We start from the raw sequence: 26,455 nt of genomic DNA on the forward strand, positions 1-26,455 counted from the left end.
TTTTGATAAGAGTAGTTGTGTGCTTATTGTTTTACTATTTTTTTAGTGATGCTTCTTACTTCCGAAGAAAGTTTTAAAATATAAACGCCTTGCTCTAAGTTTGCTACATCTATGCTTTTGGCAGAGGAAGAAATAACGCCTTTATTGGTTTGCTTTCCAAGAATATCGTAGATGCCAAATTCTAGAGGTTGGTTGGTATCAATATTAATATTGCTTCCTTTTGTTGGGTTTGGGTATATTTTTAGGTTTTCTAAAAAAATATCGTCTGTACTTAATGATGCATAACAAGTCCATGATAAATCATCTAAGGTTACACGATCTCCTCCACTTGTGTTTTCTGTAATTACAATAGTTACATTGCCCGTAATATTGATATTAGAAATGGTTGTGGTTTGAGCAGAGTCTCCATAAGGTAGTGAACCAACAACATTGCCATTCACCAGGACGTCTAAATTTCCTGAGCCGCCGCTGTATGCTCTTTGGGTGGTTGCGGTAAGGTTGCCTATACCACCTGGGAACATTGGAGATGTAAGATTACCTGCTTTAGTGCCTCTAACATCAAAAGTAATGGCTTTGCTTTCTGGTGAAATAACTTCGTCTATTCTAGCTAGGGAAGCGGTCCATGAGCCTCCATCATTTCCTGTCCAAGTTCTGTTTCCGTATTGGTTATTATTCAATCCGTCTGTGGAGACTAAGTTCTCGAAAGTTTCTGTGATACATGCATCAATTACTGGTGTAGAATCTTCTAATGTTGTTGCATTTACAGCATCGCTTAAATCCGATTTGTTATTTGCCAAATCAGCAGCAAGTACAGCAAAGCTATATGTAGTTTCTGGGTTTAGACCAGTAAGTGTTATTGTGGTTGTTGATTGTGAAGACAAAAAATATACACCATCAACATAAATTTGATATGAAGTTACACCGGTATCATCTGTAGATGGGGTCCAACTTAAATCTACAGTAGTACTCGTTACATTGGTTGCGACTAAATTTGTTGGAATTGTTGGAGCTTCTGTGTCTGTTGGTTGAGATTCTCCCCAGCGGTTTATTGCTGATTGTCCGCCCCAAATTACAGTTGCTAAATAGGGGTTGTCAATAAAGGGATTTCTGTTTCCTTGTCCATAAGTTTTATTAGCGTCTCCATGGTAAGCGTTTCTTTGATTTTCAACTATAGAAACAGGATCTTGCGCATTCCATTCTAAAAGAAGATTAATCATGTTTGGGTCGATAGTATTGGTTTCTCCAATAGCTACAAATGATGGTTTACATTGTGTTCCATATCTTAAATACATATACATAATTATTCTAGCTGCATCACCTTTCCACTCGTCTCCTGGGTACCAACTACCTGAAATATTAGCCGCGGTAGTTGTGATAAGCTGGCCATCTGTACCAATATTGGTTATGTATTTTAAATTGCCGCGATTGGAGTTCATTGTTACATCCGACGGTCTCAGGTTGTGAGCATCTGCGTATGGAGGAACATCTCTACCTGTACTCTCTAATTTTGGACTTGCCAAAGAGTTTGGGAACGTGTGTTCTCTATTCCAATCGGTACCCGAATCTCCTCCACTGGACATGTTACTTCTAGTCCGGTCTGTCACATAGTTGCCGTCTGTGTCATTATATCCGTAAATTAATAATACATTATTAAGATTGTCTGGATCTTGATCGGTTATTTTACTCGCTTCCCAAATACCAGGGGTATAAGTTAGGTATTGGGTATGTTTGGCAGCTGTTTCAATAGCTAAATCGTTAAAAAGATCCATTCCGGTTTGCGAAAAATCGACATCTTGGTAATAGCTTTGCAAGTTTTGTGGAGGTGTTAGCTGCGCAAAACTTATAGTGGTAATGAATAAAAAGAATAAGTAAAAGTGTTTCATGAGGGAAGTTTTAAAACGTTAGTGTTTACAGTTGTACTACTTGGAATCTAGAGTTTTGTTCTAGGATATAGCACTTATTTGTTACTAGCTAAGATAAAACTTTATAGTGACTTTGGTGTTAAGAAATTGTCAAGCCAAGTTTAGTATAAGACTCATTTACAGTTTTGTGTAAAAAAAAAGAGACTACCTTATTGGGTAGTCTCTTTTTCGTGTTAATATGTTTTAAGCGTTTAATATTTTCGCTCAATAATTTTATTTACGTTCTAGTAGCGCCATATAGAAACCATCGAATCCCGATTTATGGGCTAATACTTTTTTATCTTTCACTAAGGTAAAATTTTCTCCAGCTTCCGAATTTAAAAAGGTTTTCACCTGATCTTGATTTTCCGAAGGTAAAACAGAGCACGTAGCGTAAACCATTTGGCCTCCAACTTTTACCATTTTAGAATACTGTTGAAGAATTTCTTGTTGTGTTTTCTTTATTTTTTCAATAAATTCAGGTTGAAGTTTCCATTTGGCATCTGGGTTTCTTCTTAAAACACCTAAACCAGAACATGGCGCATCAATTAAAACACGGTCGGCTTTATCGTAAAGTTTTTTAATCACTTTAGTCGATTCTATCGCACGGTTTTCAATGTTGTGTGCACCATTTCGTTTGGCACGTCGTTTTAACTCGTTCAATTTATTACCATAAATATCCATAGCAATAATTTGACCTTTATTTTCCATTAAGGCAGCTAAATGCAAAGTCTTTCCACCAGCCCCAGCACAAGCATCTACAACGCGCATACCTGGTTCTACGTTTAAAAACTCGGCTACTAATTGAGACGATGCATCTTGCACTTCAAAATGGCCGCTTTGGAAAGCTTCCGTAGAAAATACATTAGCACGCTCTTTTAATTTTAAAGCACTTGGATGGTTGGGTACAAAATCGGTTTCAATATCTAAATCGAATAAAACGGTTTGTAGCGCTTCTTTAGTTGTTTTAAGGGTGTTTACTCTTAAAATAACATCGGCTTGTTGGTTTAAAGCTTCAATTTCTTTACTCCAAAGTTCTTTTCCAAGTTCTTTTACACCAATTTCATCCATCCAATCTGGGATAGATTCTTTAAATTTTCTGTTGTTAGAAAGTTCATCAAAACGTCCTTTTATTCGGCGTAACGGTGTGCCTTCAAAATACTTCCAATCTGGTAATTTCACCCCTTTTAATGTGGCCCAAACGGCAAACATACGCCATAGGTTATCACGGTCAAAAGGTTCTTTAACTTCAGCAATTTCGGCGTACAAACGTTTCCAGCGCACCATTTCATAAGTGGTTTCGGCTACAAAACCACGGTCGCGTGCGCCCCAACGTTTATCGCGTTTTAATAATTGTTGAATAACTTTATCGGCATACTTTCCTTCGTTAAAAATAAGGGTTAAACCATCAATAACGGCAAAGCATAAATTTCTGTGTAATCGCATTTTTTTATTTCTCAGTGTTCAGTTTAAAAATTCAAAAAAAATAGATTTCGAATATCGAGAGCTATTTGTAGAATCTATAAGTATGAACGGTTTAATATTATAGAGTTTGCAAAGTTACGTTTTATTCATTAATAATTTTTCTTAATTTGCAGCGATTAATTAGCAGACTTGGAAGAACAAGATTTTATAGACGATTTAAAAGCTGGAAAACAATTTGCGTATGCAAAGTTGCTTAACGAATTTCAGCAAAAGGTGTTTGCCACTTGTATTTCATTTGTGCCTAATAAAGAGGATGCAGAGGATATTGCTCAGGATGTATTTGTTGAAGTTTTTAATTCGATTAATAAGTTTAAAGGGAACTCTAAACTATCGACCTGGATTTATAGAATTGCAACCAATAAGTGTTTGGGGTTTATACGGAAAAGGAATACCAAAAAGCGGTTTGCTTTTTTACAATCTATTATGGGGAATGAAATTCCGATGGATAAAACCAAATATTTCACCGAAATGAACCATCCGGGGGTTTTGCTAGAAAACAAAGAAAAGAGCGAAACTTTGTTTTTGGCTATAAATCAGTTGCCCGATGCGCAACGAGTGGTGTTTACGCTAAGTAAAGTTGACGGTATGAATAATCAAGAAATTTGCGAGATTACTGAAAAAAGTTTGTCTTCCGTAGAAGCGTTAATGTTTCGTGCAAAGAAAAACTTACAAATAAGTTTAGAGGATTTTTATAAAAACGATATGAAATAAAAAATGGAGCATGTTGCGCAAGTTTTTAAGTAAAATGGTATCTAAAAGTTTATAATACAGTAGGAAATGGAAAATAATAAAAACATAAAAAATAAAGTAGAAAGCACCTTATTGGCTATGGATACTATGGAGCACGTAAATGTGTCGCCGTTTTTTAAGGATAAAACCATGCAGCTTTTATTTGCAGAAAAAGAAGCGCAGACAAGTGTTAGAGGATGGTTTACACCAAAGTTACAGCTGGCCACTTTAGTGTGTGTAGTGGTTTTAAATGTTGTGGCATTTACGCAAATAAATACGTCTGAAAGCTTGAGTTACGATGAAAATATCAATCAGTTTGCCGAAACTTATAGATTGTCTACAAGTTCAGAAACATCATTTTTAAATTAAACAGATGAAGAAAAATTTACTCTTATATATATTACTCGCTTTTTTAATTGCGGTTAATGGTTTTTTCTTATTCAATTATTTAGGGAAACCTAGCGGAAAAATGCAACGCTCACAACAAGATCCGATGGCTTTTATCGCAGAGCAATTAGATTTTAACGAAAAACAGTTGGCGGCTGTAAAAGAGCTCAATAGAAAGCATCATAAAAAAATGAGGCAAAATAATGATGATTTAAGAGGTTTAAAAGATGCGCTTTTTAGTCAATTATCAAATGAATCATTAGATGAGACGGCTATTGATTCTATAACTTCTATTATAGGAGTAAAGGAGCAGGAATTAGATAAAATGGCATTTTATCATTTTAGAAGTATTCAGGAGCTGTGTAATGAAACTCAGAAAGAAGAATTTAAAAAAATAATTAATGATGGACTTAAAAAAGGCGGTGGAGACAGAACAAGAACGCCAAAAGAAGAGGGCGAACGTAGCGGACCGCCACCTCCACGCGGAGACGGACGACAAGGACCGCCACCAGGACATTAATTAAAAACATATTACAAAGACTCTAAATTTATTTAGGGTCTTTTTTTTGTGATTATATTAACAATTTAGCACACAAGTTTATGCGAAGAACGCCATCTAAAGGGATATAACATTAAAATAATAATTAAGATGAAAAATAGAAAAGTAAACACATTAGTACTTGTTTTAGGAGTTACCATAGGGATGTCAAGCATCGGGTTTAGTCAAGAAAGAGGAGACCGTAAAACACCGCCAACCTTTAGTGAATTATTAAAAAACTTTGATGCAGATGCCGATGGGAAATTAGTAAAAGGAGAAGTTGAAGAACCTTTGAAAAGTCAGTTTGAAAAAATTGATACGGATGAAGACGGGTTTATAACAGAGGAAGAATTTAAAAACGCACCTAAACCAGAACAAGCTAAAAAAGAAAGTAAAAGCCAAAAAGGATCAAAAGGAGGAAAAGCGCCATTGTTTTCAGAATTAATAGAACAAATGGATGCTAACAAAGATGGAAAACTAGCAAAAAGCGAAGTTAAAGGTCCTTTGAAAAATGATTTTTCTAAAGTTGATACCGATGAGGATGGTTTTATTTCTGAAGCTGAATTTGAAAATGCTCCAAAACCAGAGCGTCAGGAGCGCCCAAGACGTTAATTGGAATTCAGAAGACCGATTTATGGGAAGCTGAAACTAGGTATTGTGTTTGGGGCTTTTGAGTCTTAAGTTTTTTTTAACAGCTCCGAACACAAGTTTTAAATTGGAAGAACATCTAAAATTTAGATTCAAACAAAACCATTATAATTAATAGATTAAAAATCAAAACAAACAAAATGAAAGATTTAAAAGTCATATTATTTTCAACATTAATAGCGTTCGTTTATTTTTCTTGCGCAAATGATGATGTTGTAACAGAAACACCCGAAGAAGAGATTGACGAAGAAGTGATTGTCGTTATAGACGATACAGATTTTGAAGCTACAGATTGGACGGAAGCAACGCATAGTAAAGATGCCGATCCTGATTTTAATGAAGTTTTTGAAGATGGTACGGTAAAACGATTAGATCTTGTAATTACGGAAGAACGTTGGCAAAATATGTTGGATGATATGACGAATCTTTATGGAACTTTCGGTTCTAGAGGTGGTGGTAATTCTGGGTTTTCGGATGAAGATCCCATTTTTGTGCCTGGTGAAGTGTTTTACGAAGGTAAAGAATGGTACCGTGTAGGACTTCGTTTTAAAGGAAATTCAAGTTTGCAAAGTGCATGGCAAGCAGGGATTTTAAAATTATCTTTCAAGCTTGATTTTGATGAGTTTGAAGATGATTACCCACAAATAAAGAATCAACGTTTTTTCGGTTTTAAAAAATTAAGTCTTAAAAATAATTATGATGACGCCTCTATGATGCGTGAAAAAGTAGCAACCGATGTTTTTAGAGATGCCGGTTTAGCGGCTTCGCATACGGCATTTTACACAGTGTATGTAGATCATGGTGATGGTGCTGAGTATTTTGGAGTTTATACTTTGGTTGAAGAGGTTGATGATACCGTTATTGATACCCAATTTTCTGATAATGACGGTAATTTGTACAAGCCAGATGGAGATGCTGCAAGTTTTGCGAGCGGAACTTATGATGAAGATGAGTATGTTAAAAAAACAAACGAAGATGAGGCTGATTTCTCTGATGTGTCTGGCTTGTTAGATGTTTTACACGATAGTTCTAGAACATCAGACGCTGAAACCTGGCGTGCAAATTTAGATGGTATTTTCGATACAGACGTATTTTTAAAATACCTAGCGGTAAATACGGTTATTCAAAACTGGGATACTTACGGACGGATGACGCATAATTATTTCTTATATAATAATTTGGATACTGGAAAATTAAATTGGATTCCTTGGGATAATAATGAGGCGCTTCAGGATGGAAAACAAGGTGGAGCCTTATCCTTAGATTTTTCAGGGTTAAACGCAGCAACTTGGCCAATAATAGGTTATTTGTATAACGATGAGGTTTACAAAGCAAAATACGATACATACGTACAAGAGGTTGTTGATGGTGCTTTTGAAACCTCTAAAATGCAAGCGCTTTATGATTCGTATGCTTCATTATTAGAGGAGTCTGCAACAGCTGAAATTTCTGGGTATACTTTCATGAATTCTAGTGCCGATTTTCAATCCGCTGTAAATGAACTAAAAAGTCATGCGTCTAGTAGAGCAACGGCTGTAAGTAGTTATTTAAACAATTAAAATTTTATAAAAAATGCTTCAAAAGCCTCATGTTTTTGAAGTGTTTCTTTTTCTGATGAAAAAAAATAAAAAATGAACACAAGTTTATTTCTATAAACACATCTAAAATATATATAACTTAAAATAATAAGTAAAACATGAAAAAAGGAATAAAAAAAATAGTACCATACTCGAGTTTTTTGGCTTTAATTTTTATGTCAGCACTCGCTTGTAGTGGTAGTGATGATAGTAGTGCTTCGGATGAAGAAGAAGTGAGTGAAAACGAAGTGGTTACAGAATTGCATGCAGCATTTGCAGCATTTAATTCTGATGCCGTTACCGTTATTTTATCTGATGATGGTACTGAAGTTACTATTGAAACAACAGGGTTTCCGGATCATACTTCGATTTACTGGGAAACAGATAATGCGCTTTATATTGATGAGCCAGGTGTTTCAAAAACAACTCAAGACACTTATATTGGTGGAGGGCAAGGTGAAGCAGCCAGTATTACGGTTGATGCTACGCCAGATTTAACCGGAGCAACTGTTGCAACACAATTAAATACTATTGGTATAGCGGTTAGTGGAGCGTCTATTTTTAATGACCAAGAAGGTGCGGGGGATTTAGATCAAGCTGCTGGAAGTTTAGATTGGGCAGGAGCGCATAAAGGTCCTGGTGTGTATCACTATCACTTAGAGCCTACTCCAATTACTAGTGATGATGATAGTTTGGTTGGTATATTGCTTGATGGTGTTTTTATATACGGAAGGCAGTGTCGTTCAACGGGAACAACTCCTACAGATTTAGATGCTTCAGGTGGTCACACATCAACTACGCAGTATACTGATGGTGAAGAAGAATATCATTACCATATTATAAATGAAGTATATGCAGCAGGTAATTATGCGTATGCACCGGCCTATGTTCTTTTCGCTGGACCATTTCAAGGATATTAAATTTCAGAAAATATGAAACCAATTCTTTTTTTTATACTTATTGCTTTTTCTATCACGAGTTGTGAAGAAGGTATGTTTAGTAAAACGGCTAAGGTTGCTGTTGTTGAGGATGAGTTAATCGTTATTGATAGTGTAGAAGTTTTAAAAGAAGAATTGGTTCTTAATGGAAATAAAGGGATATGGTATTATAAAGACAAACCGTACAATGGCTATTCTTTAAAGTATCACTCAAATGGCGTTTTAGAAGAAAAGTGGGGGTTTTATAATGGCAAAAGGGAAGGTGTTGCTAGGCGTTGGACTAAAAACGAAAAACTTCAATTGGAATCTTATTATAAAAATAATCGGTTAGTGGGTGTCTATAAAACATGGTGGGAAAATGGTGTTTTATCAGGCGAAACTAATTACGAGAATGGTGTTAAGCAAGGTGAAGAAAGAAAATGGTTTTCAGATGGGCAATTGAATAAGTTAAGACATTATGTTGATGGAAAAGAACATGGTTTTCAAAAAGCTTGGTTAGCCAACGGTAAATTATATGTTAATTATGAAGCCAAAAATGGGCGCATTTTCGGTATGAGAAGAGCAAATTCATGTGTTCGGTTAGAGGATGAAGTCATAATCAGGAAAAAAACAAATTTATGAAATACCTATGTATTATAGTGCTTTTTGCTTTTGCAAGCTGTAAAAAGGAAGTAAAAAAAGAAAATGTTAAAGTTGTTGAAAATAGCAGGGTTGAGTATTTGCCGTATTATAACGATGATTCTTTTACGCCGCATTGGCTAATACCAAATACGGAAGAAGAAAAGGCGTTTCATAAAATTCCAGATTTTTCATTAACAAATCAATTAGGAGAGGAGGTTACTCAAAAAACGTTTGAAAATAAAATATATGTAACCGATTTCTTTTTTACAACCTGCCCAGGTATCTGTCCTAAAATGACAGGTAATATGGCAAAAATTCAAGAAGAATTTAAAAATGACAACGACGTCTTATTATTGTCACATTCGGTAATGCCTAGTACAGATTCAGTTAATGTTTTGCGGGCGTATGCTAATAAAAATGACGTCATAGATCATAAATGGCATCTAGTAACAGGTGATAGAAATGAAATTTATAATCTTGGAAGAGACCATTATTTTGTTGAAAGTGATTTAGGAGAAGTAAAAAGTATTGATGATTTTTTACACACCGAAAACTTTCTTCTTATAGATAAAAACAAACATATTAGAGGAATTTATAACGGATTAAACAGAGCGTCCATGACGCAGTTAATCACCGATATAAAAGCATTAAAGCAAGAGGTTGATCATGTGTAGCTATTTTAGTAATTGATTTTTGGTAGTAGGTTAAATTTTTGTTTAATAGCTCTAAAGGCTTCAGTGTAATGCTGGAGTCTTTTAAATTTCATACAGGTTCATCTTTCAATAAAATATTAAAATACGAGTAGGTTTATCTTCAGAATAAGATCTTTTAGATTGAATTATATCAAACACTTTTCAAAAAGCTTCGTGATTATGTCACGGAGCTTTTCTATTTTTATAAAAATCTTTTAAAATGAAGCAAATAGTGGTTTTAGTGTCGGTTTTGGTTGTTTTTCTGTGTAAACCAGAAGATAAAAATAAGATACCAAATTTCACTTCCGTGGAAATGATCCATCTTATAGAAAGCGAGACGTTAAATATTCGTGCTTTAGAAATTGTGGAAGAAACCAATGGTGCCTATTTTTTAACGTCTGAAGGTTTTGGTGGTTATATAGGGGACCAGGATGGGAAACAAAACATCGTTTATCCTATTACTATAGGTTCTGATACTGTGGTTAATAATTTTCGAGCGTTGGCGGTAACTTCAAAAAGCAGTTTTGCGTTGTCTATTGAAAGTCCTGCACGATTATATAAAATTACAAAAGGAGAGAAGCAATTGGTTTATCAAGAAGATCATCCGAAGGCTTTTTATGACGCTATGCGTTTTTGGAATGATGAAGAAGGCATTGCTATTGGAGATCCAACTGATGATTGTATGAGTATCCTTATTACACGCGATGGTGGAAATACATGGCGTAAAGTCTCATGCGATAATTTACCTAAAGTAAATGCTGGCGAAGCGGCATTTGCAGCTAGCGATACTAATATTGCAATTGTGGACAATCATACTTGGGTGGCTACCGGAGGTAAATCGAGTAGAATATTCTATTCACCAGATAAAGGAGCTACGTGGCAAGTTTTCGATACGCCTATAATTCAAGGCTCAGAAACTACGGGTATGTATTCGGTGGATTTTTATGATGATTTAAATGGTTTTGCTGTAGGTGGCGATTATACTAAACCTGAAAGTAATGTTGCAAACAAAATTAAAACTTCCGACGGCGGAAAAAGCTGGCAAGTAGTTGCAGATGGTGAAAAGCCCGGGTATAGAAGTTGTGTGCAATATGTGCCTAATTCAAAAGGAAAGGCTTTGGTTGTTGTTGGATTTAAAGGTATCGATTTTAGTAACGATGCTGGTGAAACTTGGAGCAGTTTAAGTGAATCGGGATATTATACCATACGTTTTGTTAATGATACGGTGGCTTATGCGGCTGGAGCAGGACGAATTTCCAAGCTTACTTTTCGAGAATAATAGGCCGTGTTGAGGTTTATTTTGTGTTATTATGGTATGTACTTCATTTTATAGCGTTTAAATCGTAATATTTCCTTGTGTAAAATGTCAATTTGATCAATAATCTTCTTTGTTTTTTCGGATTTCTTAATTCTAAGTATATTTTATTTCATTTTTCTTAATGATTTTTTTAAACGTCCAAATAACGTTTAAATCCTTGTTTTATAAGGGTTTCGGTTTGCTGATTGTATGTTTTTATTATTGTAATCGTCTGTATTATAGTTAATTATTAAAAATAAATTTGGAATAGTTAGAAAGATTTATCTATCTTTGAAAAATAAACGTCCAATGTACGTTTTATAAAAAAGTCAACTATAACTAAATTATTGAAATTATGAAATCACCACTTCTAAAATTAAACTACAAGACTCAAGAGTCTAAAAATGAAGTAAAAACAAATGCTGTAACCGCTATTTGTTCAAAAATTGCAATTATTTGTATCTTAGTGTTCGGAGGTTCTTCAGTTTATGCTCAGGGCGATGCTAATACAGATGATTATAAGCCTTTTAGTGCAGGAGCGCATATTAAAAATATGCACCTATGGCATGGTTTTGTTGTACACCCGGGAATGATGGTTGCAACCAACTTAGAATTTAATTCAAGAGATAAGAAATTTACATTCGGTGTTTGGGGTGGAGCTAGTTTTTCTGGTATCGATTTAGTAAACAAAAATACAGGAGAAACAACAAGTGCGCATTACCAAGAGTTTTCAATTTATACAAAATATCGTTTTAGCGATAAGTTCTTTATAGAGGCAGTAACACATAATAACTATACTGGTGTAGAAGAGCGTGGCGATGTATTACATTACTGGAGCTATGATAAAAAGCAAGGGTATAATTTTGTCGATCTTAACTTTGGTTACAATGTAACACCTAACACTTTATTATATTTTGCAACTATATTAAACGGTGGTTCTGGAGATTATGAAGTTCAAACCAATGGCGATTTAGAGAATTCTTGGACACATTATTTTGAAATAAGTAGTAAAGTGTGGGAAAAAGGAGATTCTAATTTATCACTTTTTGCAGGTGGAGCATGGTCTTTCGTAACCGATAAAACATTTTATACAGAAGATGCAGGAAACATCATCAATGTAGGTGCTACCTTTAGTAAAAACATTAAATTAGGTAACTATACTTTACCAGTAGGTGTTACTGCAATGTGGAACCCTGAGAAAGAAAAAACAGTACTACAAGTCGATTTTACCATTTTTTAATACGTACGAGTTCGTATGAAGTACTTAATAATAGAAACCAACAAACAAAACCAACATTAAATAATTCCTTATGAAAACAAAAATCAACAAATCAGTACTGAAGCAAATTTTGAAGCCATTAATGGTGTTTGCTTTAATTTTTAATTTATCGAGCTGTGTAGAGCAAACCGATTCTACAAGTGCTACTGTTAATTCTTCGGAAGACACAGGTGAAACTATAACAAGTGCTATTGATCTTACTGGAAAAAAAATAGGCTATTGTTCGCCATCATTAAATGCGCCTTATTATCAAGCTTTATTGCAAAGTATAAAAGCGACTACTGAAAAAAATGGTATGATATTCTTATCTGCAGATGGTCAAAATGACATTAATAAGCAAGTTGCTGCTGTAGAAGATTTAATTACCAAAGGGGTTGATGCTTTATTGTTAAATCCTAAAGATCCTGATGCCTTAGTTGGTGTAACTAGAATGGCTAAAGCAGCTGGAATTCCAGTTTTTATTATTGATAGTTCTATTAATCCTTCGGCCGATTTTGTAACTACAGTACAGTCTAATAATTTGGCAAATGGTGAATTAGCAGGGGAATGGTTAGTTAAAAAAATGGGTAACACAACAATGAATATCGCTTTGTTAAGTGGTAATGCCGGTAACCCAGTAGGTAAAACACGTAAGCAAGGTTTGTTGCAGGGTATTACTGAAGAGCAATTAAGAACACAAGGTAAAATTGACTTAAATATTAAAACACAAGCTTATACTGAATGGTCTTATGCAGGTGGATTAAAAGCAATGGAAGATATTTTAGTAGCACATCCAGACATTAATGTGGTTATTACAGAATCTGATGTTTGTGTTTTAGGAGCTATTAAAGCTATTGCGCAAGCTGGTAAAACAGACGACATTTTAATTGTTGCGGGTGCCGATGGACAAAAAGAAGCCATTAAGTATATTATGGATACCGATTTCTACGGTTGTACTGCTATGAATAGTCCAGTACAAATTGGAAAAAATGCTGTGCAATACGCAATTGAATATATTAACGGAAAGCGAGACTTTCCTAAAACGTCATTTACTGCACCTTTATTAATTACAAAGGAAAACGCTGCGAAATATTACAATCCAAAAGCTTTATTTTAATCTTTAAAATAAATTAAGATGCAAAATACAAACCAAGAATATCGCCTTGAAATGACGGGAATATCCAAAAGTTTTGGTATTGTTTCAGTGCTAGAAAATGTGAATTTAAAAGTAAAGCCTGGAGAAATCCACGCTTTACTTGGCGAAAATGGAGCCGGTAAATCTACATTAGTAAAGATTTTGAGCGGAGTTCATCAAAAAGATACTGGTAAAGTTGTTTTAGATGGAGAAGAAATAAGTCCGAAAAACACACACGACGGACAGGTGTTAGGTATTAGCGTAGTGTATCAAGAGTTGTCTTTAGTGAACGATTTGTCGGTTGCGGAAAATATTTACTTGCACAAATTAGGAGCTAGTAAATTTTGGATGAACTGGAAAAAATTAACCAAAGATGCTCAAGAATTAATTGATTCATTAGGTTTTGATATTGATGCTTCAGCAACGGTACGCGATTTAAGTATCGTTCAAAAACAAGTGGTTGAAATAGCAAAAGCCTTATCCGAAGATACCAAAGTTTTAGTTTTAGATGAGCCTACAACGGTTTTCGATCCAACGGATACTAAAAAATTGTTCGACAACCTTTTTAAGTTGAAAGCAAAAGGGATTTCTATTATTTATATCTCGCATCACTTAGAGGAAATTTTTAAAATTGCCGATTCGGTTACAGTGCTTAGAGATGGTGTAGATACAGGAAGTATGGCTGTTGCAGATACGGATACCGATGGTGTTATCCGATTAATGATTGGTAGAGAATTGAAAGATTTATATCCAAGAAGGGATGCTGTTATAGGTAAAGAGCCTATTCTGCAAGTAAGTAATTTATCAGCCAGAGATAATTTAGTTCATGATGTATCATTCTCTGTTCGACCAGGAGAAGTTTTAGGTATTGCAGGTTTAGGAGGAAGTGGTAGAACAGAAACTGCTAAACTAATTTTTGGTGCCGATAAAAAGAAATCGGGAACCATTATTTTAGGTGGAAAGGAAATAACAACCAAGTCTCCAGTTTGCGCTGTGGGGCACCAAATTGGTTTTGTTTCCGAAGATAGAAAAGAAGATGGTGTGTTTTTACCGTTATCTATTAGACGAAATATCAGTGTGACCAATTTCACGGGTATTTCAGGTAAATTAGGTTTTATCAATGTAGATAGCGAATACAAAAACGTTCTAGGTTTAATTGAAAAGTTGAGCATTAAAGCACCTAGTTCTGAAGTTGACGTTAAAAATTTAAGTGGAGGAAATCAACAAAAAGTAGCTTTGGCCAAATGGTTAAGTATTGACAGTAAAGTTATTTTTATCGACGAGCCAACCCGTGGTGTTGATGTAGGTGCGAAAATTGAAATTTACAACCTGATAAACGAGGTTGCTAAAAAAGGCGTTGGCGTGGTTGTAATTTCATCAGATATGCCCGAAATCATGGGTATTGCAGATCGTATTATGGTGATGCACGAAGGTACTTTTTACGGTGAATTAACGAAAGAACAATTTTCCGAAGAAAACATTTTACGCTATTCCATTGGCGAACCACTTAAACAAGTTGTCTAACTATTACTAAACAAAAAACAAAATCATGGCATTAACAATAAAACAACAACTAAGTAGCCCGGGTGGTATACTTAAGTTTCTAGTAAAACATAATACAATCTTCATTTTTGTATTGCTGGTTATATTTTCAGCATTAATTTCCGATGTATTTTTTACATCAGTAAACCTTTCAAATTTATTAAAACAAGTATCAGGTATTGGTATTATTAGCATTGGTATGTTACTTGTTATTTTAACCGGCGGTATCGATTTATCTGTGGGTTCTATGGTGGCTTTATTGGCGGTTACCTTCGCTATTTTAGTGAATATGGTTATTTTGCCAGTTGCTATTTTACTAACCATTATCATCGGTTTTTCATTAGGAAGTGTTGCAGGTTATCTGGTTGCATTTCAAAAAATGGCACCCTTTGTCGCCACGCTGGCTTTAATGACGATTGCCAGAGGATTAGGTTTTATTTACTCTAAAGGATCTCCAATTACCTTTAAAACTCCAGGTGGAGAATTCATGTCTAACTTTGCAAATAATTCTACAATTGGTATTCCAAACATAGCAATCGTATTCTTTTTAATCGTGATTGTAGCAATGGTTATGTTGCGTTACAATGTATTTGGTAGATTAATAATAGCTATAGGAAGTAACGAAGAAGCTTCTAGATTATCAGGAATAAAAGTTAATAAATATAAGTTTTTAGTTTATGCTATCTCAGGAGCATTAGCGGCAACTGCAGCTATAATTGTGGCTTCTAGAACTAATTTAGGATCACCAAATATGGGTATGGCTTGGGAGCTAGATGCTATTGCTGCTGTAGTTATTGGTGGTGCAAGTTTAAATGGAGGTAAAGGTACAGCCATAAACACCTTAATGGGGGTGCTTATCTTGGGCTTGATTGGAAATATTTTAAATCTGTTAAATGTGCCATCGTATCCGCAACAAGTTGTTAAAGGGGCGATTATCATTTTTGCAGTATTACTTCAACGTTTCGATAGCAAATAAAACATAGAAAACATGACAACTTATAAATTAAATAACCAGAACTTAGATAAGTTCAAGGACAGGGTAGCTACGCCTAAATATAATAGAGATAATATAAAAACGGGTATTGTGCATATTGGTATCGGTGGCTTTCATAGAGCGCACGAGGCCTTTTATACCGATCAATTATTACACAATGAGTCGGTTACCGATTGGGGTATTTGTGGTGTTGCTTTATTAGATTTCGATACAAAAATTTACAACACCTTAAAAGAACAAGATGGTTTATATACCTTGGTTGTAAAAGAATTAGACGGAACGCTTTCTAAACGTATTATTGGATCTATCGTAGAGTGTTTGTACGCACCCGAAAATCCAGTAAAAGTGATTGAAAAAATAGCGAGTCCAGAGGTTAAAATTGTAACTTTAACTATTACTGAAGGTGGTTATAATTATAATGAAGCAACGGGTGAATTCAATTTTGAAAACCCGTTAATTCAGCAAGATATAAAGCATCCAATGGCTCCAAAAACTGTTTTTGGATACTTAACTCAAGCTTTAAAGCTTAGGAAGGAACGTGGTTTAAAAGGTGTTACTATTCAGTCTTGCGATAATATTCAAGGAAATGGTCACATGACAGAAAAAATGTTGTTGAGTTATGTCAAAGTAGCCGAGCCAGAATTGGCTGTATGGATTGATGAAAATGTATCTTTCCCAAATGCGATGGTAGATAGAATTACGCCGGCAACATCGCCTGTAGATATTTCAAATTTGAAAGAAACGTCAGGAATTGACGATGCTTGGCCAGTAGTTTGTGAGCCATTTAAACAATGGGTTATCGAAGATGATTTTATTGCCGGGAGACCTGTTTGGGAAAACGTAGGAGCTCAGTTTGTAGAAAACGTAGAGCCTTTCGAAAAAATGAAACTTCAGTTATTAAATGCGGGACATTCTGTATTGGGGGTTTTAGGAGCATTAATGGGCTATGAGACTATTGATGAGGTTGCTAATAATCCAAATATTAATACTTTTTTAAGGGCTTATATGAAGCAGGAAGTAGCACCGGTTTTAAAAGCTTTGGAAGGTGTCGATTTGGAAAGTTATGAAGCCTCATTGCTGCAACGCTTTGGTAATATTTATATTAAAGATCAAATCGATCGTATTTGTTCAGAGAGCTCGGCAAAATTCCCAATTTTTATTTTACCAACTGTTTATACACAACTTAAGGGTAAAGCGCATATCGAGCACGCTGCTTTTGTAGTTGCTGCTTGGGCTATTTATAGTCGTGGTTTTGATGAAAAAGGAAAAGTACTTAATATTAAAGATGCTTTAAAACCAACCTTAGTAAAAGAGGCTATTGCTTCCGAAGTTAATCCTGTAGCCTTTTTAGAAATAGAATCTGTTTTTGGAAAGTTGAAAGATTCAGAAGTTTTTGTTGAAGCTTATACAAAGTCTTATGAAAATATAAAAAATCATGGTGTGGAACGTTGTGTGCTGGAAATGAATACTAACTCAATAAGTTTTATATAAAATGGCAAATATTACATGTTTTGGAGAGGTTTTGTGGGATGTGTTTCCAACGCATAAAAAAATTGGAGGAGCACCGTTAAATGTAGCAGCACGATTGCAAGCATTTAATAACACGGTTTCTATGATTAGTAGAATTGGTGAAGATAAAAAAGGAAAGAAAATTTTAAAGTTTTTTAAGTCGAAAGGTGTTAATACCAAAGGTGTTCAGGTTGATAAAAACTATAAAACAGGAAAGGTGAAGGTTATGCTGAATGATAAAGGTTCGGCGTCTTACGATATTATGTTTCCAAGAGCTTGGGATAAAATTGAACTTTCTGATGAGGTTAAAATGATTGTTTCAGAATCGGATGCTTTTGTTTTTGGTAGTTTAGTAGCTAGAGACGATGTGTCTCGTGAAACGCTTTATGCTTTATTAACATTGGCTAAATATAAAATATTCGATGTTAATTTAAGACCACCGTATTACACGACCGATGTGCTTAAGTATTTAATAAATCAAGCCGATTTTGTTAAGTTTAACGATGATGAGATTTTTGAAATAGCTAAAGAATTAGGATCTAAATCACAATCGTTAGAACAAATTATTTTATTTGTTGCTGAAGAAATAAAAGCTAAAACTATTTGTGTAACCAAAGGACGTCATGGAGCTATTTTGTATTGTAACAAAACGTTTTATTATAATAGCGGTTACCAGATAGAAGTTGTAGATACGGTTGGTGCAGGAGATTCGTTTTTAGCCTCAATTATAACTCAATTATTAAATAAAAAGGCTCCACAAGACGCTTTAAATTTTGCTTGTGCTGTTGGAGCTATTGTTGCGAGTAATGAGGGTGCAAATCCTGAAATAAAACAAGAAACTATAGAAAATATGATTAACGCTTAAGAATTTGTTTTTTGTTAATAGTGATTAGAAGCTTTATGGAATTGGCCATAAAGCTTTTTTTCTGCCCTAAATTTTGTTTCCGTTGAAAGCGATAATGCTCTCTTTAATATGATGTGATCTTAGGTAGCTTAAATATTTTAAATATTTTTCAGTAAAAAAGGTATGTGTTCTTAAGGTTTTAAATACCGATTCAATCTCTAAAAACTTCGTCGGGTTTTGTAATGAACGTGCTGCCATCCTGATAAGCGTGTTACTTATGGAATCTATAATATCGTACGTATTGCCTTGGTCGTCAATACCATCGTTGTATTTACACCATGCCGCTATAATAAAAGCGATATGGTTAATGTCTTTATTATTTTGTAATTGACTGTCTAAGGTTGATAAAATAAATATTGGAATTTTAGCCGAGCTTTCGGAGCAAATCCTAGATAAACTATCGTTTATATTAGGGTTTTTAAATCGGGAAATTAGTGTGGTTTTATAAGTTTCAATACTTATATTTTCTGCATCGACTAAGGTTGGTGACACTTCTTTCTCTATAAATGAGGTGAGAAATAAAATGAAATCATCATCGTTCGCAGCTTCATGTACGGTTTTATATCCATGTAAGGTTCCTAAAATGCCTAAAACACTGTGGCCGGCATTTAAAAGTTGAAGTTTCATGTTTTGGTAAGGTTCAATATCTTTTACAAACTGCACGCCTACTTTTTCCCAAAAAGGTTTAGCTTCAAAAAAATCATCTTCAATCACCCAACTTGCAAAAGGTTCGCAAACTACAGGCCATTGATCTTCAACTAAGAATTCTTTTTTTAAGGCATCAATATCTTTATGTTGGGTTACAGGGGTAATTCTATCAACCATAGTATTGGGGAAACGGGTGTTTTGTTTCAACCACGGTAATAATTCAGGTTCGTTTTTGCTTACATAGTTAAAAAACGAATGCTGCATAGTCTCTCCGTTGTTTTTTATATTGTCGCAAGATAGAATGGTACATCCCGTTAAGCCGCGAAGCTTCCGAAGTTTAAAAGCTTGTGTTAAGTATCCAAAAACTGTTTTTGGATTAAACGGATTGGTAACTTCTTCGGCAACGGCAGGATGTTTTTGGTTGAATTCTCCTGTGGTTTCATTTAGATGGTAGCCATCTTCAGCAATGGTTAATGAAATAATTTTAATGCCGGGGTGTGCCAAGCGCTCTATAACGGCCATAGGGTTTTCTGGCCCAAAAAAATACTCTACAATCGAGCCTATTATTTGAGGTTTATGTAAGCCCGAAGCGTCTTTTGTAATTAGGGTGTACAGGCCGTCTTGATCTTTTAAAACGTTATAAGTTTTTCGGTCGGAATCGAGCAAGTCAATACCGCAAATTCCAGAGTTTAAAACGTTATGTTTTTCAATAAGTTCGTTAATGTAAAAAGCTTGGTGCGCGCGATGAAAATTGCTAACGCCAATATGGGCAATACTGGTTGTAATTTGGTCACGATCAAACAATGGAATAGACACATGTTCCTTGAGTGTGTCTAGGTTTTCCATGTTTAAGTATAAAGAATTGGGCATTTTATTTTGGTGTTGGGTGTGCTTATTAAATTCTTTTTAAATTTACATAAAAAAATAATGAAATACCTTGAAATTTTAAGGTTTCATTGTATCTTAACCCTGTGGGATAATAGCGTGCCGTTTTTTACGGAAAACAACGTTTTTTTTTTTTGAAAGTATAGTATGGATTTTAGGAAGCGAGATAATGTATCGGTAGATTGTGTGATTTTTGGTTTGGATACCGATGGACTAAAGATTTTATTGCGTAAGCGTACATTAAATATGTTTAGCGATGATTATCCTGTGGTTGATGATTGGATTATCACTGGGGGACGGGTTTTTATTAGTAAAACTCTAGAGGCTTCAGCAAATAGGATTTTTGAAGACAGCACAAATTTCAGCGTATTTAATAGAACGCAGTTTAGAACTTATGGTAATCCGTCTCGAATAAAGTCGGATAAAGATTTATTATGGGTGCGCAGTCATGGTGTTAAAAACCAATCAATGACCATTGCTTATTATTTTACACAACCTATAGATTGTATCGATGTTGACGAGAATGAATTTAAATGGTTTTCGGTAAATGCCTTGCCAGAATTGGGTTTTGATCATTATGAAATTATAAGAGATGCCCACGAAGATTTAAAATTGAAAATTATGGTAGAACCTATTATTTTCGATTTAATGCCTGATAAGTTTACTTTGAATGAATTGCAGTTTGCTTTCGAATCGGTTTTAGATATCGAATTAGATAATCGTAATTTCAGAAAGAAAGTATTGAAAAAAACATACATCGTACCTTTAAATGAAACCAAAAAAGGAACGGCTAAAAAACCTTCAAAACTTTATGTTTTTAGTCGTGATGTGTATGATAAAGTCTCCGAGAAAGATTTCATTATTAATGTGTAAAAACAGTTATGATTTATGCTATTTTAGTTTCAGTTTTAAGCTATGTTTTGTTTCTATAAATGAGGTTGTGTGATTTAATTTATAGCTGTTTTTTATGGTTTTTATCGTGTGGTTGGCTATAAAACATGAGGATTTAAGAAATTGATCCCTTTTTTTATGGAACACATATCACAATCCATATTTATTCCTTTACTTTACCGAAGTTTAAATATATTAAAATGATGAGTGAAGAAAATATAGAGAAGATTAATGAGGTAATTAATCATTATTTTGATGCGAATACTACTGAAGATTGGATTCCTGTAAAGACTATTATGCCAGCCTTAATAACAGCTGGTGTATTTACGAAAGATGTGAAAAAAGGATTCCCAATACGTAAAATACTTCGAGAATTAGATGAAGCAGATAGCTTGTCTAGAATACCAACAGCACATGCTGAAAGGAGACCGGAAAATGTGTATTGGTACTTAGTAAAACCAGGAAAAACTTACGTGCCAAAAGAGGTGATAAGTCCGATATCAAAAAAAGAACAGAATAGACTAAATATTGAGAATAGCGACGAGTTTTATTTAGTGAATTTATGTGATGAGCTATTAGAACAAAAATCATCTAGAAAACACACGTTTGATACCTTAGTTGGAAACTTGCATAAACGCGGAAAAGGAAGAACAAAATTACCTTTAGACGCCTATTATGAGGATTTAAAGTTAGTTATGGAGTTTGTAAAAACCATTGAAGAAGCTGATGTTGAAGATGAAAAGGAACAAGCACGTTTGCTTCAAATAAAACGTTACAATCAACTTAAAAAGAAAGCTATTTTAAAGAAAGGTTTACGTCTTATGGAAATAAATTATTCAATTTTTGAATGTGATGATTCTGGTAAATTAGTGAGGAATACTGAAGCAGATATCTTGGTATTGAAAGAGAAGTTAAAAGACTTTTTAAAAGCGGAATAATTAAAGCATAAAGTAAGTCGTTTTTAATGTTTTTTTTGAAATATTAGCAACGATTTAAAAATATCCATAAAAATCTCAGGTAGTCATTTATCTGAGGTTTTTTTATTTTAGCAACCTTGTATTTTTAGAAATCCGAATTTTTTCTGAAAATTTAATGAACTTCACATAAAACAATAAAATTTTTTGAAATAAAAGGACGACTACTGAATTAGAAGTATCTTTGTTAGTAAGAAAAATTATGTTGAAAACACATTTAAAAAACGCCGAGTTATTTCTGAAAGGTTCCAACTTTTACAGAGGTGTCCGAGTGGCTTCAGCAGTGGTAACGCCTTTTATTATTTTATTCTTTTTTGGCTATGAAGCATTGGCTCCATCGGTAATGGTGGGTGTGTTTTTAAATGCACCCGGTGATATCCCTGGTAGTTTAAAGCGGAAAGTAAACGGTATTTTAATAAGTATTGGTTTAACCATGTTAATTACTGGTGTTATCCTATTTTTAAAACCTTACCTTATACTTTTACTTGTAGCGATAGGTGTTATTTCGTTTGTGGTTTCGTTGCTTTCTGTTTATGGATTTAGGGCGTCTTTGGTTTCATTTTCGGGCCTATTGTCGATGGTATTGGCGTTGGCAATTCATAAAGAAACAGCACAAGATATTTTTCTACATATCGGCCTTATGGGAATTGGCGGACTGTGGTATTTATTGGTGTCTTTCACTTTTCAGAAGTTATCACCCAGAAAGGATAATAACCAACTTTTAGCAGATACTTTGCAATTAATTGGCCAATATTTAAAACTAAGAGCGCGGTTATTAACCAAAAAGAAGAAGCGTGAGACGCTTATACAAGAGGCTTTAGTGCTGCAAACTCAAATTAATGAAAAGCACGAAACTTTAAGAGAAGCTTTATTTACAGAACGAAAGCGGTCGGGGCGTTCGCATTATGATGAAAAGCAACTATTGATTTTTATTTCAACTATAAATATATTTGAAGTTATAGAAGCGAAGCATCTCGATTATAATGAAATTGATAGACTTTTTAAAGATAAGAAGGAACACCTGAGAGCATCTAAAAATTTAAACAAAGTTTTAGGAAACCACTTAATTGTACTTTCTGAACGCCTTATTCAAAGCCGGAAAATTCCAAGTAAAGATAGTCTGTTAGAGGCTTTATCAGGAGCAAATCAAGCTATTACAGATTATGTAGAAGATGTTAAGCTTCCTAAAGCTAGAAAAGGAGCATTGGTTTTAAAAAATCTATACGATTATCAGGAACTTTTACTCCAAGAAATCAGGTCTATTCGACGGGTTATGGCTAATGTTAACGAAGCTTCAAAAGTATCTTTAAAACGTCAAGATAGAAGTCAGTTTTTAACCTTACAAGAGTATCATTTTAGTGTAGTTCTTCAGAATTTAAGTTTCAATTCGAACTTATTTAGGCATGCGCTTCGGTTTACGGTGGCTATGGTGTTTGCTTTTGTATTGGGTACCGTGTTGGAAATTCATAATACGTATTGGATTCTCCTGACTATTATAGTAATAATTAGGCCTAATTATGGCTTAACGAAAACACGTTCTAAAGACCGGGTTGTAGGTACTTTAATAGGTGCAATTGTAGCAATTAGTATTGTACTAATTACTCAAAATATTATTATTTATGGGGTGCTGGCTATCGTGTCATTAATTTTTGCATTTGCTTTAATTCAACAAAATTATAAATCGGGGGCGGCATTAATTACTATAAATGTCATTTTTGTGTATTCGTTAATTAACCCTAATGCTTTTGAGGTAATTCAGTATCGGGTTATCGATACAGTTATTGGTGCTACTATAGCTATACTTGCAAACTATATTTTATGGCCTAGTTGGGAGGTTAATAATTTAAAAGAAGTATTATTAGATGCGCTTAAAAAAAACAAAAATTATTTATTGGCCACTCAAGATTTATATCACGATAAAAAGCAAAATTTAATGGCTTACAAAGTTGCTAGAAAAGAGTTGTTTTTGGCGATAAGTAATTTAAATGCGGGCTTTCAGCGGCTTACTCAAGATCCTAAATCAAAACAAAAAGAGTTTAGGTTAATTTATAGTTTAGTAACATTAAACCAAACTATAGTTTCGGCAACAGCCTCTATAGGGAGTTTTATTATAAACCATAAAACCACCCCAGCATCTCATGAGTTTGATGCTATGATTCTTAAAATAGCCAACACCTTGCAAATGTCTTGTGCTATTTTAGAAGGAATTCCTCCAAATAACCAGAAGGATAAAAAGGAGATTGAGGTTGTGGAAGATGTTCTGCTAAAAACCTTTAAAGATCTATCAGATGAGCGAGATAACAACATTAAAAAAGGAAATATCGAAATTAATACGGAGACTATGCATCAATTACAAGAAGCATACTTAATTCCAAATCAACTTATCTGGCTAAAATCACTTTCTGAAAATTTAAAAAAGGCTACTATTAGTTATTCTGAAATCCTTTAGATGGCTTTTTCTGCAAGAAGTAGCATTAATACCCAAAGAGGGGTGTTTAGGAATAATTTTTAAATTGATTAAATTTGTTTGAGTCAAATACTTCTTAATTACTAATTATGCTAACAAATTTAAAAAATGCGTTCCTATTAATAAGTGTCTTGTGTTATGGCGGTAACTTGCTCGCTCAAGATAAAGCAACATATATCTATGCCGAAAAAGAATCTGTAGCTTTAGAATTAGATGTCTATACGCCTAAAAATATTAAGCCGAACGATAGTTTACCAGTCGTTTTATGGATGCATGGCGGAGGGTTTTCTGGTGGGCATCGAGACTCACGTAACGAGGTTAAGTTAATGAAAAACCTAAATAAGCGAGGTTATATCGGGGTATCCATATCTTACAGACTTCTGCTTAAAGGATCAAAAACAGGTGCAGGCTGTAATTGCCCCAAAAGTGTGAAATTAGATGTTTTTAAGCAATCAGCTATCGATTATCTCGACGCCGCAAAATATATAATAACACACAAAAAAGAACTTCAAATAGATCCAACAAAAATTATTGCAGGTGGCAGTAGTGCAGGGGCAGAGGGTGTACTTAATGCCGTGTATTCAAAAACATTTTTAATAGACGATGTTTCAAACTACAACAACGTATCTTTTGCTGGAATCATGGCTTTTGCCGGCGCAGTCGTGGATGCCGATTATATATCGGCACAAAATGCAATACCCACCGTTTTGTTTCACGGAACAGCCGATAAATTAGTGCCATTTGGTAAAGCACCACACCATTATTGCACACCCGATAGGTTTGGATATATTATTTTAGATGGCTCCGATATTATAATAAATACACTTCAAACCTTAGGCACGTCTTATTATTTTAGGAAAATTATAGGGGGAGGGCATGAAAACTCTCAAATCCCTTTTTCTCAATTAGATCAAATATTTAATTTTTTCAATAAAACAGTGCATCAAAAGGAGAACATTCAAACCCAAGTCAATATTACAAAGCAATAATTAAAAAACAAGAAGGATTAAAATTTGGGCGTTCCCCTTCGGGTCGGGCTTTCCGCTATATCTTTTTTTCGCTAAAAAACTCAAAAAAGGATGCCGCCTCAATCCCTAACGCGGGCCAGTCCGCCGGGTTTGTTTTTTTTAGTTAATGCAAGTCCTATATATAGGAGGAGGTTTTTTGAAACCCAGGTCAGCAATTATAAGCATTATCAAATAATAATCAATCCGCATCCCATTAACCCTTAGTCTATTAAAAACAAAAACACTTTAATCTCAAAAAAACACGAATAAAAAGGTTGTCAGAACCAAAAAGGTATCTATATTTGCACCCCGCTAAAAAAGGTAACACTTCAAAGCGTAACGTTCATATCAAGGTTAAATAATTCAGAAATTAAAAGGGAATAAATTTCTTTTAAAAAAAGGATTAAAAAGCATGGTGAGTTTCAGAAAAGGTTGTAAGTTTGCAGCCGCTAAAAACGGCAACGAATTTAGTGAGAAGTTCATAAAAAGATTATTGAATTGTTATAAAAAAGGGGTTTAAATCTTTTTTAAATAAAAGTTAAATAATTATTGTGGAAGTTAAAAAAGGGTTTTATATTTGCACCCGCTTAGCGAATTAGTTTGCTAGTAAAGATAGAGAAAAAAGTTCATAAACATATTGAATTGACAGCGTAAGATTAATTTGGAAACGAATTAATTTAACAAAGAGAATAGACCATTTTGAGTATTAGAGATTCTAATTAGTTGTTAAAAGTAATAGTGGAAACACTTAAAAATTTAACGATGAAGAGTTTGATCCTGGCTCAGGATGAACGCTAGCGGCAGGCCTAACACATGCAAGTCGAGGGGTAACATTGTGCTTGCACAGATGACGACCGGCGCACGGGTGCGTAACGCGTATACAATCTACCTTTTGCTGCAGGATAGCCCAGAGAAATTTGGATTAATACTGCATAGTATGCATTAGCTTCATGGCTTTTGTATTAAAGGTTACGGCAAAAGATGAGTATGCGTCCTATTAGCTAGATGGTAAGGTAACGGCTTACCATGGCAACGATAGGTAGGGGCCCTGAGAGGGGGATCCCCCACACTGGTACTGAGACACGGACCAGACTCCTACGGGAGGCAGCAGTGAGGAATATTGGACAATGGAGGCAACTCTGATCCAGCCATGCCGCGTGCAGGATGACTGCCCTATGGGTTGTAAACTGCTTTTATACAGGAAGAAACATCTCTACGAGTAGAGACTTGACGGTACTGTAAGAATAAGGATCGGCTAACTCCGTGCCAGCAGCCGCGGTAATACGGAGGATCCAAGCGTTATCCGGAATCATTGGGTTTAAAGGGTCCGTAGGTGGATAATTAAGTCAGAGGTGAAAGTTTGCAGCTCAACTGTAAAATTGCCTTTGATACTGGTTATCTTGAATCATTATGAAGTAGTTAGAATAT

At 34.6% G+C, this 26,455-nt stretch carries 22 protein-coding genes and 1 rRNA gene (1 of these 23 only partly in view); 20 read left to right on the forward strand and 3 right to left on the reverse strand.

Annotation, left to right across the window (positions count from 1 at the left end):
- Nucleotides 1-23: 23 nt before the first annotated feature.
- Together QWY92_RS14350 and QWY92_RS14355 are read right to left on the reverse strand one after the other, a co-directional pair.
- Complete coding sequence (locus tag QWY92_RS14350) at nucleotides 24-1,883, reverse strand: endonuclease (RefSeq protein WP_290272482.1); 1,860 nt, start codon at nucleotides 1,881-1,883, stop codon at nucleotides 24-26.
- Nucleotides 1,884-2,135: 252 nt separating this feature from the next.
- Nucleotides 2,136-3,347, reverse strand: a complete 1,212-nt coding sequence (locus QWY92_RS14355) for an RsmB/NOP family class I SAM-dependent RNA methyltransferase (protein ID WP_290272484.1) — start codon at nucleotides 3,345-3,347, stop codon at nucleotides 2,136-2,138.
- A gap of 168 nt (nucleotides 3,348-3,515) precedes the next feature.
- Between QWY92_RS14355 and QWY92_RS14360 the strand changes: the two genes are divergently transcribed.
- From QWY92_RS14360 to QWY92_RS14430, 15 genes are all read left to right on the forward strand, one after another.
- Complete coding sequence (locus QWY92_RS14360) at nucleotides 3,516-4,097, forward strand: RNA polymerase sigma factor (RefSeq protein WP_290272486.1); 582 nt, start codon at nucleotides 3,516-3,518, stop codon at nucleotides 4,095-4,097.
- 66 nt (nucleotides 4,098-4,163) lie between these two features.
- Nucleotides 4,164-4,484 carry a hypothetical protein gene (locus tag QWY92_RS14365; RefSeq protein ID WP_290272488.1) on the forward strand — a complete coding sequence of 107 codons (321 nt, stop codon included), beginning with the start codon at nucleotides 4,164-4,166 and terminating at the stop codon, nucleotides 4,482-4,484.
- 4 nt (nucleotides 4,485-4,488) lie between these two features.
- The gene (locus QWY92_RS14370; protein WP_290272490.1) at nucleotides 4,489-5,022 is read left to right on the forward strand and encodes a Spy/CpxP family protein refolding chaperone; all 534 of its coding nucleotides are present in this window, start codon (nucleotides 4,489-4,491) and stop codon (nucleotides 5,020-5,022) included.
- Nucleotides 5,023-5,151: 129 nt separating this feature from the next.
- Nucleotides 5,152-5,652, forward strand: a complete 501-nt coding sequence (locus QWY92_RS14375; RefSeq protein WP_290272492.1) for an EF-hand domain-containing protein — start codon at nucleotides 5,152-5,154, stop codon at nucleotides 5,650-5,652.
- A gap of 176 nt (nucleotides 5,653-5,828) precedes the next feature.
- Entirely contained in the window at nucleotides 5,829-7,247 is a 1,419-nt protein-coding gene (locus tag QWY92_RS14380; protein ID WP_290272494.1) for a CotH kinase family protein, read from the forward strand.
- A gap of 137 nt (nucleotides 7,248-7,384) precedes the next feature.
- Nucleotides 7,385-8,185, forward strand: a complete 801-nt coding sequence (locus QWY92_RS14385) for a YHYH protein (protein ID WP_290272496.1) — start codon at nucleotides 7,385-7,387, stop codon at nucleotides 8,183-8,185.
- 12 nt (nucleotides 8,186-8,197) lie between these two features.
- Nucleotides 8,198-8,824, forward strand: coding sequence for a toxin-antitoxin system YwqK family antitoxin (locus QWY92_RS14390; protein WP_290272498.1), 627 nt, complete (start codon nucleotides 8,198-8,200; stop codon nucleotides 8,822-8,824).
- Nucleotides 8,821-9,498 (forward strand): SCO family protein, encoded by a 678-nt coding sequence (locus QWY92_RS14395; protein ID WP_290272500.1) that lies wholly within the window; start codon nucleotides 8,821-8,823, stop codon nucleotides 9,496-9,498. The genes QWY92_RS14390 and QWY92_RS14395 overlap by 4 nt, the downstream gene beginning before the upstream one ends.
- Nucleotides 9,499-9,736: 238 nt before the next feature.
- Nucleotides 9,737-10,795, forward strand: a complete 1,059-nt coding sequence (locus QWY92_RS14400; RefSeq protein WP_290272502.1) for a WD40/YVTN/BNR-like repeat-containing protein — start codon at nucleotides 9,737-9,739, stop codon at nucleotides 10,793-10,795.
- Between the two features lie 373 nt (nucleotides 10,796-11,168).
- Complete coding sequence (locus QWY92_RS14405; RefSeq protein ID WP_290272504.1) at nucleotides 11,169-12,053, forward strand: hypothetical protein; 885 nt, start codon at nucleotides 11,169-11,171, stop codon at nucleotides 12,051-12,053.
- 70 nt (nucleotides 12,054-12,123) lie between these two features.
- Nucleotides 12,124-13,188 carry a substrate-binding domain-containing protein gene (locus QWY92_RS14410; protein ID WP_290272506.1) on the forward strand — a complete coding sequence of 355 codons (1,065 nt, stop codon included), beginning with the start codon at nucleotides 12,124-12,126 and terminating at the stop codon, nucleotides 13,186-13,188.
- A gap of 18 nt (nucleotides 13,189-13,206) precedes the next feature.
- Nucleotides 13,207-14,730 carry a sugar ABC transporter ATP-binding protein gene (locus QWY92_RS14415; protein WP_290272508.1) on the forward strand — a complete coding sequence of 508 codons (1,524 nt, stop codon included), beginning with the start codon at nucleotides 13,207-13,209 and terminating at the stop codon, nucleotides 14,728-14,730.
- Nucleotides 14,731-14,755: 25 nt separating this feature from the next.
- Entirely contained in the window at nucleotides 14,756-15,724 is a 969-nt protein-coding gene (locus tag QWY92_RS14420) for an ABC transporter permease (protein WP_290272510.1), read from the forward strand.
- A gap of 12 nt (nucleotides 15,725-15,736) precedes the next feature.
- Nucleotides 15,737-17,233: a mannitol dehydrogenase family protein gene (locus QWY92_RS14425; RefSeq protein ID WP_290272512.1), complete on the forward strand. Its 1,497-nt coding sequence runs from the start codon at nucleotides 15,737-15,739 to the stop codon at nucleotides 17,231-17,233.
- A gap of 1 nt (nucleotide 17,234) precedes the next feature.
- Nucleotides 17,235-18,116 (forward strand): carbohydrate kinase family protein, encoded by an 882-nt coding sequence (locus tag QWY92_RS14430; protein ID WP_290272514.1) that lies wholly within the window; start codon nucleotides 17,235-17,237, stop codon nucleotides 18,114-18,116.
- 66 nt (nucleotides 18,117-18,182) lie between these two features.
- Here the strand turns inward: QWY92_RS14430 and QWY92_RS14435 are convergent, their stop codons facing one another.
- Nucleotides 18,183-19,649 carry a mannitol dehydrogenase family protein gene (locus tag QWY92_RS14435; protein ID WP_290272515.1) on the reverse strand — a complete coding sequence of 489 codons (1,467 nt, stop codon included), beginning with the start codon at nucleotides 19,647-19,649 and terminating at the stop codon, nucleotides 18,183-18,185.
- 186 nt (nucleotides 19,650-19,835) lie between these two features.
- Here QWY92_RS14435 and QWY92_RS14440 point away from each other — a divergent pair, with 186 nt between their 5' ends.
- The 5 genes from QWY92_RS14440 to QWY92_RS14460 all read left to right on the forward strand — a co-directional run.
- Entirely contained in the window at nucleotides 19,836-20,561 is a 726-nt protein-coding gene (locus QWY92_RS14440) for an NUDIX hydrolase (protein ID WP_290272516.1), read from the forward strand.
- Between the two features lie 218 nt (nucleotides 20,562-20,779).
- The gene (locus QWY92_RS14445; protein ID WP_290272517.1) at nucleotides 20,780-21,517 is read left to right on the forward strand and encodes a hypothetical protein; all 738 of its coding nucleotides are present in this window, start codon (nucleotides 20,780-20,782) and stop codon (nucleotides 21,515-21,517) included.
- Nucleotides 21,518-21,758: 241 nt separating this feature from the next.
- Nucleotides 21,759-24,002, forward strand: a complete 2,244-nt coding sequence (locus QWY92_RS14450) for an FUSC family protein (RefSeq protein WP_290274106.1) — start codon at nucleotides 21,759-21,761, stop codon at nucleotides 24,000-24,002.
- 107 nt (nucleotides 24,003-24,109) lie between these two features.
- Nucleotides 24,110-25,009 (forward strand): alpha/beta hydrolase, encoded by a 900-nt coding sequence (locus QWY92_RS14455; protein ID WP_290272519.1) that lies wholly within the window; start codon nucleotides 24,110-24,112, stop codon nucleotides 25,007-25,009.
- Nucleotides 25,010-25,786: 777 nt separating this feature from the next.
- Nucleotides 25,787-26,455: ribosomal RNA gene (locus QWY92_RS14460) — 16S ribosomal RNA — on the forward strand; it runs 850 nt beyond the window's last position.

Source organism: Algibacter miyuki (genome assembly GCF_030409805.1).
In the GTDB taxonomy this organism is placed as follows: domain Bacteria; phylum Bacteroidota; class Bacteroidia; order Flavobacteriales; family Flavobacteriaceae; genus Algibacter; species Algibacter miyuki.